The following is a 15682-nucleotide window of genomic DNA, read 5'->3' on the forward strand; positions in this document are numbered from 1 at the left end:
TTGCGGGCAACAAGGATCGGGTTCTCGGGCATGTCGTCACGCCCCTCGTTCCCCTGACCGGTCAGGATGCGCAACAGCTTGTTCGACAGATCGTCCAGATCGTGCAACCGATCGCGCAGGTAGGGGTCGGTCGCACGGGACATGCGGGCGCGGGCCAGAGACTGTTCCTTTTCGACGGCGGCCTCGGCGGACAGGCCGTTCATCACGTCCTCTTCCATCCGCTTGAGCCAACTGCTCGAATTGGCGAACATCCGGTAGGCTTCCAGCACCTGCCTTTGCTCGCCATCGACGGTCATGACGCCGGTCAGCAGGTCATCAACACCGCTGCGCAGCTGGTCGATGGCAGAGACAAGGCGGGTGCGTTCGGTCTCGGGATCGTCAGAGATCGGGTTCGTGACCACGACGCGGGGTTCGTGCAGAAAGACCTGCCCCTCGCTGGCGCCTTCCTGTGCCGCCGTGCCGCGCAGCATCACCGGTTGCTGGTGGCGGGCCGACAGTGCGGCACCCTCGCCGACGAAGGCGCCCAATTCGGTCATCTCGGCCAGCACCATCGCCACGATCTCAAGTGCGTAAACTTCGTCCGGTGTGTATTCCCGCGCATCCTTGGACTGCACGACCAGCACGCCCAGCGCCTCGCCAAGGCGCTGGATCGGCACACCGCAGAAGGATGAAAAGCGTTCCTCGCCCGTCTCGGGCATGTAGCGAAAACCTTTGGTGGCCGGTGCGTTGGCTGTGTTGATGACGTGCCGTGACTTGGCCGTGCGTCCGACCAGCCCCTCGCCCAGACGCATGCGGGTCTGGTGCACCGCCTCTGCCTGAAGCCCCTTGGTCGCGCAAAGCTCAAGCGTTTCGGTGTCGCGGAAGAGGTAGATCGAACAGACCTCGGCCCCCATCGATTCGGCGATCAAAGACACGACCGCATCGAGCCGTGCCTGTCCTTCGTTGTCGGCGGCAAGGGCCTCGCGCAGTCGGCCAAGCAGCTTGCGGCTTTCGCTTTCCAGACGATGTGGCATTGGCCCCCCGGGCAACGGCGGGCCTGATGGCTGGGTCAGGCCGCCTTTTCCAATTCGAAGGCATCATGCAGGGCTTGCACTGCAAGTTCCATGTATTTTCGGTCGATCAACACAGAAATCTTGATTTCCGACGTGGTGATGACCTTGATGTTGACGCCTTCATTGGACAGGACGCGGAACATCTTGGCGGCGACGCCCGTGTGGCTGCGCATCCCGATGCCGACGACGCTGACCTTGGCGACGCCGGTGTCGCTGACCAGATCGTGAAAGTTGATCGCACCGCTTTGCTTGGCGTCCTGCATCGCCTTTTCGGCACGCAGCACCTGATCGACCGGACAGGAAAACGTCATGTCGGTGCGCCCCTCTTCCGAGATGTTCTGCACGATCATGTCGACGTTCACACCGGCGTCCGACAATGGGCCGAAGATCGCGGCGGCGATCCCGGGACGGTCGGCGACCGAGATCAGGGTCATCTTCGCTTCGTCGCGGGAATAGGCGACACCGGCAACAACATTGGATTCCATGATTTCCTCCTCATCGCAGACCAGCGTTCCGGCGCTGTCGGATGGTTCCTCGAATGACGACAGCACCCGCAGGCGCACCTTGTAACGCATGGCCAGCTCGACCGAGCGGGTTTGCAACACCTTGGCCCCGAGGGATGCCAGTTCCAGCATTTCCTCGAAGGCGATCTTGTCAAGCTTGCGGGCCTTGCTGGTGATGCGCGGATCCGTGGTATAGACGCCGTCGACGTCCGTGTAGATGTCGCAGCGCTCCGCACCGAAGGCGGCGGCAAAGGCAACGGCCGTCGTATCCGATCCGCCACGGCCCAGCGTGGTGATCCGGCCTTCCTTGCTGATGCCCTGAAAGCCCGCGACGACGGCGACCTTCATGCCTTCGCCGAATTTCGCGGTGATCCGCTCGGTCGGGATTTCCTCGATCCGCGCACTGGAATGGGCCGAGGTGGTGACGACCGGCACCTGCCAGCCCTGCCAGCTACGCGCGGGAATATCCATCTCCTGCAGCCGCAGGGCCATCAACCCGGCGGTGACGTTCTCGCCCGATGAGACGATCGCGTCATATTCGCGCGCATCGTAAAGCGGCGAGGTTTCATTCACCCAGCCGACAAGCTCGTTCGTCTTGCCCGACATCGCCGAGACGATGACGATCACGTCATAGCCATTGGCCACTTCCAAAGCCACGCGTTTGGCCGCACGGGCGATCCGGTCGAGGTTCGCCACCGACGTGCCGCCGAATTTCATCACAAGCGTAGGCATGGAAAGTCCTGCAAGGAGCGTCTTGAATTCAGCGCCCCCTTTAATGCGGCCATATCGGAAGGGCAATCTGTTAGTAGGGGTGGGCGCGGCCGTCCCAGGTCTCGAAACAGCCTGTGGTCTCAAGGCTCAGCGCGTCGAACCGGTCCATCAGGCCAGCGGCGCTTTGCGCAACGGTGATGTCCGCGCTCTGCCCGCCCATGTCGGTCTGCACCCAGCCGGGATGGTAAATGCCGACGGCGATGCCCTCGGGGCGCAGGTCGGTGGCCAGATTGCGCCCCAGATTAAGCGCCGCCGCCTTGCTTGCACGGTAGATGTAGCTACCGCCGGGTGCCCGCGTGTGCGAGGCCATCTGGCTTGCGATGATCGCGATCTTGCCCGCCTTGCTGGCCCGCAAGTTGGGCAGCAGCGCCTGAATGGTCAGAAAAACGCCGGTGACATTGGCGGCGAAGCCAGCCGCCCACATCGCGGCGGGATAGCCGGTGTCCAGCCGTTCGCCCTTGTCGGGATAGACGCCGGCGTTGCAGATCAAAAGATCGATCGGCGTCTCTTTCAGGCGGCCGGCCAGGTCGCAATGCGAGGCCGGATCGGTGACATCGAGGTGCAGCATCGCGCCCGCCTCCGGCAGGCGGTGGGTGCCAAGGGCCCTCGCGCCACGACAGGTGTAGCCTGCCATCAGCGCCTTGCCGATGCCACGGCTGGCGCCGGTGATCAGAATGGTCATATGGTCACTTTCCACCCCGCGATTTCTTTCTCCCCCGAAACTCCCGCCGGAGGCTCCGGCACTTGCCACCGGGGCCCGCGCCTGCGTTTGGATCCTAGTTTGTCTTCTTGCTGGGCATGAAGGGCAGGGGCAGGACAGGGATGCCGTCTTCCAGCAGCTTCTTGGCCTCATGCGGCTTGGCCTCGCCGTAGATCGGGCGTTCCGGCACAAGACCGTCATGCATGTCCCGCGCTTCGCGCACGAATTTGCTGCCGACGTATTCTGACGCGCTCTCGACCCTCTTGCGCAATTCCGCCAGCATCGCCGCGGACGGCTTTGGCGGTGTCACGCTGGTCGAGGTGCTGACCGCCGGGGCCATCATGGATTTGGAGATCTTCGTGGATCCACACATGGCGCAACTGACCATGCCAGAGGCGGCCAGCTTGTCGTAAGCCTCGCCTGACTGGAACCAGCTTTCGAAAGCGTGATCCTGATCACATTTAAGATGAAACCTGATCATCCGGTCCGTCCTTTGCGCGATGGTCTGAAAATAGACCTTCAGCGCGCCGCTGCAAGGGGCGCCTAGCGGCCAAGCAGCTTGGGATTGAAGTTCGCGACGATCTCGCACAGGGCCGGTTCGGTCAGCTTTTTCGCCGCTTTGTGTTGGGCGAACCACTTGCGGCGACGCTCGCCCTTTTCGGGCCATGCGCTGTGGATATGCGTGACATGCAGCGGATAGACCAATGCCACGATGGCGGCGTTGTTGAAACGGTTGGGCTTGGTGTAGCTGTAGACCCCAAGGCAGATGTCCTGCACCTCGCCACGCAACCCCGCCTCTTCATAAGCTTCCGTCGCCGCCGCCGCGGCGGGTGTCTGCTTGTTCATGGGCCAGCCCTTGGGCAGGATCCAGCGCTGCCGGGTGCGGCTGGTGACCAGACAGATCTGCAGCTGATCGTTCTCGATCCGCCAGCAGAGTGCCGCAAATTGCGCGCGTGTCGCGGTCTTCGCGCCACCCCGCAGCTTGAGCGGCAACTGCTTGACGAGCTGATTGTCCATGGGCACCGCCGCGAAAGGGATTATCTGGGAACTATGGCCGACGATACGCAAAGCAACACGACAGACGCAAGTGGGCTGCCCCGCTTTATCGGACATGAGATCTATCGTCATTCCAGCTATGGCGCATGGCATCCCTTGCGCGTGCCGCGGGTTTCGACGGTGATGGATCTTTCCCGTGCGCTGGGCTGGTTGCCGCCGGTGCAGTTCATCACAAGCCCGCGCGCCAAACCTGCCGCGCTGACAGGGTTTCACGCGGCTGATTATCTCGCAGCACTTCAGCGGGCCGAGGCCGAACAGGCGGTCTCGGAGGCCGTGAAGATCCGGCACTGTCTCGGGACACCGTCCAATCCGGTCTTCACCGAGATGTTCCGCCGCCCTGCGACGGCTGCCGGTGCCTCTTTGATGGCGGGCGAGCTGTTGCGCGATGGTGGTGTGATCTATTCCCCTGCGGGCGGCACGCACCACGGGATGCCGGACCGGGCCAACGGCTTTTGCTATCTCAACGACGCGGTTCTGGCGATCCAGTCCCTGCGGCGCAACGGCGCGCAACGGATCGCCTATATCGATATCGACGCGCATCATCCCGATGGTGTTGAATATGCCTTTGCGCATGATCCCGACACGCTGCTTGTCTCGGTGCACGAGCAAAACCGCTGGCCGCGCACAGGCGCCGTGACCGACATCGGGGCAGGGCAGGTCTATAACCTGCCGGTCGCGGCGGGCTTGCATGACGACGAGATGGCGTTGATCCTTGATCACCTGATCCTGCCGCTTGTGGACCGCTTTCGGCCTGATGCCATCGTGCTGCAATGCGGGGCTGACGCGGTGGCCGAAGACCCGCAATCGCGGCTGACCCTTTCCAACAACGCCCATTGGGCGGTCGTCGCGGCCCTGAAACCGCGCGCCCCGCGCTATCTGGTGCTGGGGGGCGGCGGATATAATCCCTGGTCCGTCGGGCGGCTCTGGACCGGGGTTTGGGGGATGCTGAACGGGTATGAAATCCCCGATCTGTTGCCGGATGAGGCACGATCGGTGCTGGCCGCCCTGACATGGGAAGGTCCGGTCCGCAGGCACACCCCCGCAGCCCATTGGATCACGCACCTGCGCGATATTCCAAGGACCGGACACATCCGCGCCGATCTGCGGCAGGCTGTGCACGACCTGTCGCGGCGACAGGCGGCTTGGGTCTGACGGGGCATGGGCTTTCCCCTGCTCATCGGGCAGCCTGGCTGCATCACGGCGCTTGCAAGCCCTGCCATTGCGCCCAATAGTCTGGCCATGCGCCGTTTCATCCTGACCATCGTTTTCTTGCTGGTGCCCTTGATGGCGCGGGCCGAGGTCCTGGTCTTCGCGGCGGCAAGCCTCAAGGAACCGCTCGACCGGATCGCCGCGGAATTCGGCGATGTGACGGTGTCCTACGGCGGCAGCGGCGCGCAGGCACGGCAGGTTCTGCTGGGTGCACCGGCGGATGTCGTCTTGCTTGCCAATGAGGCGTGGATGACGGCCTTGCAGGATGCGCAGGCGGTGCAGCCCGAAAGTGTCGCGGACTTTGCCAGCAATCGGCTGGTCTTTGTCGGGCCGGCCGGATCTGCGCCGCTGGACCTGACGCGCGAGGCCATCGACGCGCGGCGGGGCGGTGGCCGTATCGCGACAGGACTGACCGAGGCCGTGCCGGCAGGCATCTACGCCAAGGCGGCCTTGCAATCTCTTGATCTGTGGGATGCCTTCGCGCCACATCTGGCAGAGGTCGACAACGTCCGCGCAGCCCTTGCCCTTGTCGCGCGCGGGCAGGCGCCGTTGGGCATCGTCTATCGCACCGATGTGCGGGTCACCCCCGAGGTGACCGAGGTCGCGGCCTTTCCCGAGACCGCCCATCCCCCGATCCGCTACACGGCGGCCGTCACACGGGATGCAAAGGACGCAGCGGCGGATTTTCTGGCATATCTGCTGGGACCCGAGGGGCAGGACATCCTTGCCGAATACGGCTTTCTGCCGCCTGTCGTGGCCGTTGACTGATGCTTGGCCCGGCGGAAACAACGGCGATCTGGTTGTCGCTGCGGGTGGCGCTGGTCGCAACCATCTGTGTGCTGCCGCTTGCGGTCTGGGTGGCTTATGTTCTGGCAAGGAAGGACTTTCCCGGACGCCAGTTGCTGAACGGGCTGGTCCATCTGCCTCTGGTGCTGCCGCCCGTGGTCACCGGATACTTGCTATTGGTGGTCTTCGGACAACAAGGGCCGGTCGGAGCCTTTTTGCAAATTACCCTCGGCTTCACGCTTGCCTTTCGCTGGACGGGGGCGGCGCTAGCGGCCGCCGTCATGGCCTTCCCGCTGATGGTGCGTGCGATCCGGCTGGGGTTCGAGGCGGTTGATCCCGGGCTCGAGGATGCCGCCGCGACCTTGGGTGCGTCGCGCATCCGGATATTCGGCACGGTCACACTGCCGCTGGTCCTGCCGGCTGTGCTGGCCGCGGCCATTCTCGGCTTTGCCAAGGCGCTGGGCGAGTTCGGCGCGACCATCACCTTCGTCGCCGCGATCCCCGGGCAGACACAGACGATCTCGACGGCGATCTACGGGCTGTTGCAGGTGCCGGGCGGCGAACCGGCCGTGCTGGCGCTGGTTGGCGTCTCGATCTTTCTGGCGATGGGGGCGCTGCTGGTCTCGGAATGGCTGGCAAGGCGGATGACACGCAGGTTGGAGCGGCGATGATCGAAGTCTCCGTCAAGAAGGCCCTGGGGGATTTCATCCTTGACGCCGCGCTGGTGGCCCCCGCCGGGGTGACGGCTGTCTTCGGACGCTCAGGCTGCGGGAAGTCCTCGCTGATCAATGCCGTTGCGGGTCTGCTGACGCCGGATGCAGGCAGGATCGCAATCGACGGTGTCGTGCTTTTTGACCGCAGCAGCCGCATCGACGTGGCCACGCGCGCCAGACGCATCGGCTATGTCTTTCAGGATGCGCGGCTCTTTCCGCATATGACGGTGGATCGCAACCTGTCCTATGGCGGCAGACATGACGCGGCCCGGATCATCGAGATCCTTGGACTTGGAACCTTGCTGAACCGGATGCCCGCGTCCCTCTCGGGCGGGGAAAGGCAGCGTGTGGCACTGGGGCGCGCGCTGATGTGCGACCCGCGCATCTTGTTGATGGATGAACCGCTTGCGGCCCTTGATGCCCCGCGCAAGGCCGAAATCCTGCCCTATCTCGCACGTCTGCGCGACGAGACGCGGATACCCGTTCTCTATGTCAGCCATGATGTGTCCGAGGTGGCACGGCTTGCGACAACACTTGCCATCATGGACGCCGGACAGATCATCGCGCAGGGGCCTGTCGGCGACGTGCTTGCCGACCCGTCGATCGTCCCTCTGGTCGGCGTCAGGGCTGCGGGTGCCGTGATACAGGCCCGGGTCGCCGGGCGGTTGCTTGACGACGGGCTGACTGAATTGGCCTTTTCCGGGGGGCGTCTGTTGTTGCCGGGGGACTTCGGCCAACTGGGCCAGACTGTGCGGCTGCGGATCCCTGCGCAGGATGTCATTCTGTCACGCACGGCACCCGAAGGGATGAGCGCGCTGAACATCCTGCCGGTGGTGATCACCGAAGTAAGCCCCGGCCGCGGCCCCGGCGTTGCGGTAGGGCTTCGCGCCGGAGACGAAAAGCTTCTTGCAAGGGTAACGCGGCGCAGTGCCGGACGGATGGCACTGGCGCCCGGACAAGCGCTTTTTGCGATCATCAAGGCCACTGCCGTCGGTGCCGAGGACGTGGGGACCTGAGGCCGGCCTTTCGCATATCCCCTTGACCTTGACGCGGGCCAAACGTAGGTGATGCGCAGGACGGCGAGTGGGCAGGTAGGTTATGCAGCGGATTGCAAATCCGTGTAGACCGGTTCGATTCCGGTACTCGCCTCCATCCTGATCCTCATGTCGCCATGGACGCGCGCCACAGACGCGCATCCCCTTGCATCAGGCCGACTTCACCCGCCTAAGCTGCTTTTCAAGGTGCCGTCTGACCACATGCCGATGCCGGCTGTCACGGCCAAGGGCCCGCAGCAGCAGCGAGATTTCCTCGCGGTCGACCTCGTCCAGCTGCAGGCCGTCGAATTGGGTGATGGCCTGCGTCATCGCGTCTTCATAGACGGGCAGCGTGTTTTCCGGGGCGAACTTTTCCTCGGCAATTCTTTGGGCGGCCTGCCGTGTGACGTGCGGATCCGCCTCGAACAGGGTCCAGCGCAGGCCCGCCGCCAGATCATCGCTGTCGAACGCGGTCGCCGTGTAGCCATTGGCCTTGTGGTGGATGAAGTCAGCAAGCCCGCTGGTCCGAAAGCAGACCACCGGCGTGCCGTTGCGGATCGCATCAGAGGCGATCACTGACAGCGACTCTTGCAATGATGGAACAAGACAGACGTCCGACGCCTTGTAGAGCCGGCTTTTGTCTATCTCATCCGTGATGAACCCGACAGGGATGACCTTGAAAGGCAGGTCGAGACTGGACAAGGCCCCCGCGTCGACGGCCCCGAGGACAGCGACCGCGATGTCATCGGCAGGGTCGCACTGGGTTGCGAATTTCGCCAAAGCCTCGGCGGCGAGGGCAAAGCCCTTGCGCTTGTTTTCGGCCTTGTGCACCGCCAGCAGGATAATCTTCTGATGCTCTCCGATCCCGAACGCCTCGCGGCAGGCGGCACGACTGGGTGCCTGTGGCGCGGGGATCGGATTATAGGCGGTGCGAATGGTGTGGCCCTGCGTCAGGGGGGCACGTTCAAGCAACCCCGTGATCCAGGGCGAGATGCCGCAGAACACGATATCCGGCCGACGCCTCAGCACCATCCGTTTCAGCGTATAGGCGGCACTGACCTTCGCCGCCTCTCGGTGGTCGACGACCGCCGGGCAGCCGACGCAGCCTGAAAGATAGCCGTTGCAGGTCAGCGCAGAGGCATAGTCCTTCGGCAGGTTGGGCATTTCCGACACCTGCGCATCCTCCAGCTTGAACAGGCACCCGCCCGTATGCAGCCAGTTGTCCCGAGCCACCCAGACGATGGGGAACCCCAGCTCCAGCAGGTCCGGCATGCTCAGGACGCTGCGATCTATCGCGCCAAGGATGATGCAGTCGGGCTGATAGCGGTTGATCTCGTCCACGATCCGCTCGGAAATGCTGGTGCTGCCAAGTGTGACCCAGGTCGGCAGGTGGACACCTTTGACCGGTTGGTCACTTGTTTCGGTGCCGACCGAAGGAAAGTCATCGAGCGAGAAGCTGCGCACGCTGTGGCCGCGCGCCTTCAACAGGTCCCGCAAGCGCGCGGAAGAGGCCGCTGCACCAGCCCCGCGCCGGATGTCGAAACTTGTGCTGACCATCGCAATCCGCCGTGTCCCCTGGACTGTCTGTGCCCGCTCTGTCCGTTCGGGCACCAACCGGACCACCGAGGCCGAAGCGACAGCGCGCGCGGCGCGAAAGGGCGTATCGGCCGGCTTCGGGGGCGGCAATTTCGTAAGGTAGGAATCGATCCATGCAGGTTGCTCGAACCCGCTTTCCTGCAGAAGGTTCGCGGCCATCTGCAGCGCGCCACGCATGATGTGGTTCTCATTGGCGAGAATCGCATTGTCGGCGGCATTGCTGGCAAGGTTCGTGACGTCTGCGCGGCCGTAATAGAACGTGTCGGTTTCGGTCGCGATCACCGGTTTGTCGGTCAGTCGGGCGATGTCACGGGCCTGTTTGTCGTTGCTTTCGACAAACAGGATGTCGTCGCGCCCGCTATAGACCTCGGCCTTGAAGGGGGCATGGGCCCGCAGCCTGCGCCGCTCTTCCGCGGTGGGAAGATCCAGCATGATCAGGTCCTTGTAGGCGACATCATGCGCTGCCAGCCATGCCTCTGTTTCGGGGCGGTATTTTTCGAGGCGCGAGGTGACGATCGCGCTGATCTGCTTTTGCGGAATGAAAAGCGGTGCCGCGTTCAGCAGAAAATCCCGATATTTCGGCCCGTCGTCGTTCTGGTCGTTGGTCGGATCGACGCAAAGCACCCCATCCATGTCGAAGCAGGCGCTTTCCGCCACGATGTGGTTGCGGTAATTCCACTGAAAGATGCGCGGCTGTGCGACGCGGGACAAGACGTGGTGCGCAGGTGCGTTCTTCACCTTGTCGGGCAGGCCGAAGACAGCGCAGAAATGCAGCTCGAACGCGGTCTCCAGCGTCATGATCCGGTTCTTGACCCGCCGGAACTCGGCCCCCGTATTGACAGAATCGTCGACGATCAGGACCCGCGGCTTTTCGATGTCATCGTCTGACTGCCGCCGTCTGCCCTTGCGGCGCGAGTACATGAACAGGAAGGAATCGAGATCAAGGAAGGTGACGTTCTTGATCGTGGCGATCATGGTCGCAGGCACAATGCCCGACTTCGGAATACCGACCACGTAATCAACCGCCGGAAGTCGTGCGGCGTGTTCCGAAATGATCCGGGCCATATCGGCATAGCTGCGATAGCTGAGTGACATGATGCATCCTTCTGACTGCGAGCATTGGCTCATTTTGAGGCAACTTTTCAGAATGATTATCCCGCAAGGCTTTACGCCATCTTAATTGCCCCGCGGTTAGACCCGCTTTCGATGCAATCAAAAGGATGTCGAAATGAAAAAACTGAAAATCGCGCTCTTGTCTTCGGTGCTTGCGCTTGGTCTCGGTCAGGCGGCCCATGCCGTCTATACCTTCGAACAGCTCGAGGTTCTGCGGGAAATGGTCGATCAGGGCGATACGCAGGCGATCCTGATTTATCTGCAGGCGAACCCCATCCTGCTTGAAGGCGATGACCCGCTTGCGGTGATCCTTCGCGAATTCATCGCCATGCGGGAAAATCCGCTTGGGCGGCTTTTTGCGCCGGCGGTGCCGAACCTTGCCAGTGTTCCGAACATCCCCCGCGGCACGACGTCGGAAATCCTGCTGGCCTCGGGTTCGTTGTCGGACTTCGGGTCCTGACGCCAGACTGCAACAGCATCCCCGCCTGAAGCAGGGTCCTGCGGTGTTCTGACTGAACGCCGCAGGACAAACGGCGGCAGGCCCGGCACTCTGGTCCCCTTGCCGGCCCGGCGTCGGCCATGGGCCACATCGTGCGCAAGGGCGCAGGGACAGGGCGGCCGTTCAATATTGCTGACAGGTCCCTTCTGTGGCATGACACCGCAAAGCATCCGAACGAAAGAGTTTGCGCGTGACAGTCTACAAGAACCGCCGGATCATGATGGTCGACACCCAGGTGCGTCCGTCCGATGTCACCAAATTCCCGATCATCGACGCGATGCTCGAGGTGCCGCGCGAAACCTACGTTCCCGATCGCCTGCGCGAGGCAGCCTATATCGGCGAAAACCTGGCAATCGATTCGTCCCGCGTCATGCTTGAACCCCGGACGCTGGCGAAAATGCTGGATGCGCTGGATATCCAGCCCTCGCATGTGGCGCTCGATATCGCCTGCGGGCTTGGCTATTCCACCGCGGTTCTGGCCCATCTGTGCGATTTCGTGGTCGCCGTCGAAGATGAGGCCGACAGGGCCGCAGAGGCGCAGGGGATCCTCTCGGAGCAGGGGATCGACAACGCCGCCGTCATGACCGGCCCGCTGACCGATGGCGCGGCCAAATCCGGCCCCTACGACATCGTCATGATTCAGGGCGGCGTCGAGATTGTGCCGGCGGCCTTACTGGACCAAGTGCGCGACGGCGGCCGGATTGCCGCCGTATTTGTCGAAGGGACACTTGGCGTGGTGCGGATCGGCTATAAGTTGGAGGGATCGGTCAACTGGCGGTTCGCGTTCAATGCAAGCGCACCTGTCCTGGCCGGCTTTGAAAAACCGCGCGCATTCGCGCTTTGATGATCGGTTGCGGGCCCTGTCCCGATCCACTGATGCAGGGAAACGGAAGGTTACGCATGTTCAAACGCAAGGGCCTCGCCGCAGTGGCCGCCGTCATCGCCTTGGCCTCTGCATCTGTGGTGCAGGCGCAATCGCTGTCCGAGGCGCTGGCGTCGGCTTACAACAATTCGGGCCTGCTCGAACAGAACCGTGCCCTACTGCGTGCTGCCGATGAAGGTGTCGCGCAGTCTGTCGCGGACACGCTGCCGATCATAAACTGGTCGCTTTCGGCCAATAGAACCAGAACGACATCGCCCGTCGCCACCACCACCAATGCGGCGAACGCCCGCATTTCCGGCAGCCTCACGCTTTATGATTTCGGGGCCAGCGACCTTGCGGTCGAAGCCCAAAAAGAGGTTGTCCTGTCCACACGCCAATCCCTGCGCGGGGTGGAACAGGACGTGCTCTTGCGGGCGGTGCGGGCCTATACAAACGTCCTGAGCGCGCAAGAGTTCGTGCAACTTCGCGAAAACAACGTACGCCTGATCACGCAAGAGTTTCGCGCGGCGCAGGACCGGTTCGAGGTGGGCGAGGTGACGCGCACCGATGTCTCGCTGGCCGAGGCGCGTCTTGCCTCGGCCCGCAGCCTGCTTGCGGCGGCCCAAGGCGACCTTGCCGTCGCTTCCGCCGAATTCAATGCGGCCATCGGCCAAATGCCGACAAACCCGCGCAACGTCGGCGCCGCGCCGGTTTCGGGCACTTTGGGCGAAGCGCAGGCCTTTGCCGTGCGCAACCATCCTGCGATCCGCGAAGCACAGCACTCGGTCGCCGCCGCAGAGCTGAACGTGCGTCGGGCCTCGGCGTCGGCACGGCCTTCGGTCTCGCTTGACGGCTTTGTGGGTGTCGATCAGGACGGCAACGAAAGCGGCCAGATCGGTATCAACATCGGGGGCCCGATCTACACCGGCGGTTTGCTGGCCAGCCAGGTGCGCCAGTTCGGCGCCAATCGGGATGCGGCGCGGTCGGGGTTGCTTTTGGTGACCCAGTCCGTCCAGCAGCAGGTCGCGAATGCATGGGCGCAACTTCAGGTCGCGCGCGCGGTGCGTCAGGCATCGGACCAACAGATCAGCGCAGCACAGGTGGCCTTCGACGGCGTCCGTGAAGAGGCACAGCTTGGTGCCCGCACGACGCTGGATGTGCTGAACGCCGAGCAGGAATTGCTTGATGCGCGGGTCGGTCTGATCGCGGCGCAGGCGGATGAGGTCGTGGCCTCCTATTCGCTTTTGGCCGCCATGGGTCTGCTGACGGCCGACCACCTTGACCTTGCCGTGCAGCAATATGACCCGACAGAGTATTACAACCTCGTGAAATCGCCGCCGCTGCCGCTGTCCGAGCAGGGACGGGCCCTTGACCGCGTGCTTGAAGCGATCGGGCAGAATTAACGGAATAGTTGTCAGACTATTGATTCTCGTTTAAATTCGCGCGATGGGGCGCGTTCAGACGGGATCTTTTGCCATGTCCAGAGGGGATGAGATTGACGAATTGGTCTCTTCGGTGCGTAACTTCGTTGCGCATAAGGAGATTAATCGCATGGTGGCTCCGAAACCTGCCGACAAGCTGGTCCTGACGGCCGACACTCGTCTGTCCGACGACCAGGTCAAGGCAATCGACGCCGAATGGGCGGCAGAACTGCTCGCGCTTGAAAAGGCTGGCATTGTCGCGCCGGGCAAGGCGGTCGAGCTTTCGGTTACCGAACTGGAAGAGGCCATTGCAAAACTTCCCGAGGACTGGGCGCAAGGAAAGCCGGGTCTCGCCTTCCCGGACAAGGCGAATGATTCGTCCACGGCAGCTGAAACCCCGCTTCAGGTCGCCTCGCTGGATACTGCGGCCATCGAGAACCTTGTCACGGCGACGATGGATGATGCCATCGATCAGGACGCGCTGCGCGCTCTGGTTGTGAAGATCGTCCACGAAGAGCTCAGCGGCGAGCTGGGCGAGCGGATCACCCGCAATGTCCGCAAGATGGTCCGCCGCGAGATCAGCCGCGTGATGACCAGCCGCGAGTTGAGCGGCGACTAACCCGCAATCCGCAGCAATCCGTCGATGTCGAAATGCGCCTCGAGGTGCAGGGCCAGACGGTCGAGCGTGTCTTCGACTCCGGCACTGTAGACATGATCGGCCACCGGTTTGCCAAGATCGTCGAAGAAGGCGTTGCGAAAGGCGTCGGCGCCGAACAATCCGTGCAGATAGCATCCCTTGATCCGCCCGTCTGCGGATGCCGCCCCCTCGCCACGCCCGTCAAGTGACAGCCAGGCCCGCGCGGTATCGGGTCCTTCGGTCACGCCGATGTGGATTTCATAGCCTGTGACGGCATCACCTGTCGCAAGATAGGTCGCGTTCGACAGGGCAAGCCGCTTTTGCGGGGCCATGGTGGTGGTGACGTCCAGAAGGCCCAGCCCTGCAACCGAAGTCGCTGGTCCCTCGATCCCATCGGGGTCATGGATCTCGCGCCCCAGCATCTGGTAGCCGCCGCAGATGCCCAGCACATGCCCACCGCGCCGGACATGGGCCGCAAGGTCGATATCCCAGCCCTGCGCCCGCAAGTGCGCAAGGTCGGCAATCGTCGATTTTGACCCCGGGATAATCACAAGGTCCGCATCGCCGGGCAGGGGGCGGCCTGCCTCGATGATCTCGACACTGATATCCGGTGTCGCCGATAGCGGGTCGAGATCGTCGAAATTGGCGATCCGGTTGAGGCGCGGCACGGCGATCTTGACCTGACCGCCTGTCTTGCTGGCGATGTCCATGACGTCCTCGGCGGGCAGGCGCCAAGCATCTGCGAACCACGGCACGATGCCCAGAGCGGCCCAGCCGGTCTGTGCGGCGATGATGTCCATGCCGTCATGAAACAGGGTCGGGTCGCCTCTGAACTTGTTGATGGCAAAGCCGCGGATCATGGCACGGTCGTCGGGGGGCAGGACAGCATGGGTGCCGACCAGTTGCGCGATCACGCCGCCTCGGTCGATGTCACCGATCAGGATCACCGGAACATGCGCTTCGGTCGCAAAGCCCATATTGGCGATGTCGCCCGCGCGCAGGTTCACCTCGGCCGGGCTGCCTGCGCCCTCGACGATGACCAGATCACGGCCCGCGCCGATACGCCGGAAGCTGTCCATCACATGCGGCATCAGCTTGGCCTTCTGCTTGCCGTAGTCCCTTGCCTTCATCGTGGCAAAGCGTTTGCCTTGCACGATCACCTGTGCGCCGACCTCGCTTTCGGGTTTCAGCAGGACGGGGTTCATGTCGACCAGAGGTTCCAGACCGCAGGCCAGCGCCTGCAACGCCTGCGCGCGCCCGATCTCGCCGCCATCGGCGGTCACGGCGGCATTGTTCGACATGTTCTGCGGCTTGAAAGGCGCGACCTGCAGTCCCCGGCGGACACAGGCGCGGGCGATGCCTGCAACCAGCATCGACTTGCCCACGTTCGAGCCCGCACCCTGGATCATGATTGCTTTGGTCATGGCACCCCCACAGGCCCGTTCTTAAGGGCGGGATCGGCGCAGGGAAAGCACATGAAGACACCTGCGCATCTGATTTTCGGTCGGTCGGCATGCGGCAAGGCGGGCAGGCCCGCTGAGATCGCAGCCGCCCTTGCCGTCTCGCGGCTTCGCTGCGGGGTGCTGCGGCAGAGGGTTCGCCATCGGGCCATGCGGGGGCTGATCGTCTCGCTTGGCGCGATAGCTTTCGCGCCCTTTGTGGTCAGGGCCATCAAGTTCTGATCCCCGAAACGAAAAACGCGGCCCCGTGGGCCGCGTTTTTTGCAAGCT

At 63.3% G+C, this 15682-nt stretch carries 15 protein-coding genes and 1 tRNA gene; 9 read left to right on the top strand and 7 right to left on the bottom strand.

Going from position 1 to position 15682, the window contains the following annotated elements; all coding sequences use genetic code 11:
* From V7N12_RS10865 to V7N12_RS10885, 5 genes are all read right to left on the bottom strand, one after another.
* A partial coding sequence (locus tag V7N12_RS10865; RefSeq protein ID WP_333714567.1) for a phosphoenolpyruvate-utilizing N-terminal domain-containing protein occupies nucleotides 1-1013 on the bottom strand: 1013 nt, incomplete at its 3' end.
* A 35-nt stretch (nucleotides 1014-1048) separates the two neighbouring features.
* Nucleotides 1049-2287 (bottom strand): aspartate kinase, encoded by a 1239-nt coding sequence (locus V7N12_RS10870; protein WP_333714568.1) that lies wholly within the window; start codon nucleotides 2285-2287, stop codon nucleotides 1049-1051.
* A gap of 70 nt (nucleotides 2288-2357) precedes the next feature.
* The gene (locus tag V7N12_RS10875) at nucleotides 2358-3008 is read right to left on the bottom strand and encodes an SDR family NAD(P)-dependent oxidoreductase (RefSeq protein WP_333714570.1); all 651 of its coding nucleotides are present in this window, start codon (nucleotides 3006-3008) and stop codon (nucleotides 2358-2360) included.
* A 94-nt stretch (nucleotides 3009-3102) separates the two neighbouring features.
* On the bottom strand, nucleotides 3103-3507 hold the full coding sequence (locus V7N12_RS10880) for a DUF1178 family protein (protein ID WP_333714571.1): 405 nt from the start codon (nucleotides 3505-3507) through the stop codon (nucleotides 3103-3105).
* 62 nt (nucleotides 3508-3569) lie between these two features.
* Entirely contained in the window at nucleotides 3570-4043 is a 474-nt protein-coding gene (locus V7N12_RS10885; RefSeq protein ID WP_333714572.1) for an NUDIX hydrolase, read from the bottom strand.
* Nucleotides 4044-4076: 33 nt separating this feature from the next.
* On the opposite strand from V7N12_RS10885, the gene V7N12_RS10890 reads away from it, so the two are divergent.
* The 5 genes from V7N12_RS10890 to V7N12_RS10910 all read left to right on the top strand — a co-directional run bounded on the left by V7N12_RS10890 (nucleotide 4077) and on the right by V7N12_RS10910 (nucleotide 7942).
* A complete protein-coding gene (locus V7N12_RS10890) occupies nucleotides 4077-5234 on the top strand; it encodes an acetoin utilization protein AcuC (protein ID WP_333714574.1) in 1158 nt (385 codons plus the stop codon).
* Nucleotides 5235-5321: 87 nt separating this feature from the next.
* Nucleotides 5322-6059 carry a molybdate ABC transporter substrate-binding protein gene (modA, locus tag V7N12_RS10895; protein ID WP_333714575.1) on the top strand — a complete coding sequence of 246 codons (738 nt, stop codon included), beginning with the start codon at nucleotides 5322-5324 and terminating at the stop codon, nucleotides 6057-6059.
* Complete coding sequence (gene modB, locus V7N12_RS10900; RefSeq protein ID WP_333714577.1) at nucleotides 6059-6748, top strand: molybdate ABC transporter permease subunit; 690 nt, start codon at nucleotides 6059-6061, stop codon at nucleotides 6746-6748. Before modA ends, modB begins: the two co-directional genes overlap by 1 nt.
* Nucleotides 6745-7806 (top strand): molybdenum ABC transporter ATP-binding protein, encoded by a 1062-nt coding sequence (gene modC / locus V7N12_RS10905; protein WP_333714578.1) that lies wholly within the window; start codon nucleotides 6745-6747, stop codon nucleotides 7804-7806. The genes modB and modC overlap by 4 nt, the downstream gene beginning before the upstream one ends.
* A 62-nt stretch (nucleotides 7807-7868) precedes the next feature.
* Nucleotides 7869-7942, top strand: a tRNA-Cys gene (locus tag V7N12_RS10910).
* A gap of 53 nt (nucleotides 7943-7995) precedes the next feature.
* On the opposite strand, the gene V7N12_RS10915 is transcribed toward V7N12_RS10910, so the two are convergent.
* On the bottom strand, nucleotides 7996-10515 hold the full coding sequence (locus V7N12_RS10915; protein WP_333714580.1) for a glycosyltransferase: 2520 nt from the start codon (nucleotides 10513-10515) through the stop codon (nucleotides 7996-7998).
* A gap of 133 nt (nucleotides 10516-10648) precedes the next feature.
* Between V7N12_RS10915 and V7N12_RS10920 the strand changes: the two genes are divergently transcribed.
* The 4 genes from V7N12_RS10920 to V7N12_RS10935 all read left to right on the top strand — a co-directional run bounded on the left by V7N12_RS10920 (nucleotide 10649) and on the right by V7N12_RS10935 (nucleotide 13934).
* A complete protein-coding gene (locus tag V7N12_RS10920; protein WP_333714581.1) occupies nucleotides 10649-10993 on the top strand; it encodes a hypothetical protein in 345 nt (114 codons plus the stop codon).
* A gap of 229 nt (nucleotides 10994-11222) precedes the next feature.
* Nucleotides 11223-11876 carry a protein-L-isoaspartate O-methyltransferase family protein gene (locus V7N12_RS10925; RefSeq protein WP_333714583.1) on the top strand — a complete coding sequence of 218 codons (654 nt, stop codon included), beginning with the start codon at nucleotides 11223-11225 and terminating at the stop codon, nucleotides 11874-11876.
* 56 nt (nucleotides 11877-11932) lie between these two features.
* Nucleotides 11933-13297, top strand: coding sequence for a TolC family outer membrane protein (locus tag V7N12_RS10930; RefSeq protein ID WP_333714585.1), 1365 nt, complete (start codon nucleotides 11933-11935; stop codon nucleotides 13295-13297).
* Between the two features lie 73 nt (nucleotides 13298-13370).
* Nucleotides 13371-13934: a hypothetical protein gene (locus V7N12_RS10935; protein ID WP_333714586.1), complete on the top strand. Its 564-nt coding sequence runs from the start codon at nucleotides 13371-13373 to the stop codon at nucleotides 13932-13934.
* Here V7N12_RS10935 and V7N12_RS10940 read toward each other — a convergent pair.
* Nucleotides 13931-15376, bottom strand: coding sequence for a cobyric acid synthase (locus V7N12_RS10940; protein WP_333714587.1), 1446 nt, complete (start codon nucleotides 15374-15376; stop codon nucleotides 13931-13933). The genes V7N12_RS10935 and V7N12_RS10940 overlap by 4 nt on opposite strands.
* Nucleotides 15377-15682 lie beyond the last annotated feature (306 nt).

Origin of the sequence: Yoonia sp., from assembly GCF_036770585.1 — a bacterium.
GTDB lineage: Bacteria > Pseudomonadota > Alphaproteobacteria > Rhodobacterales > Rhodobacteraceae > Yoonia.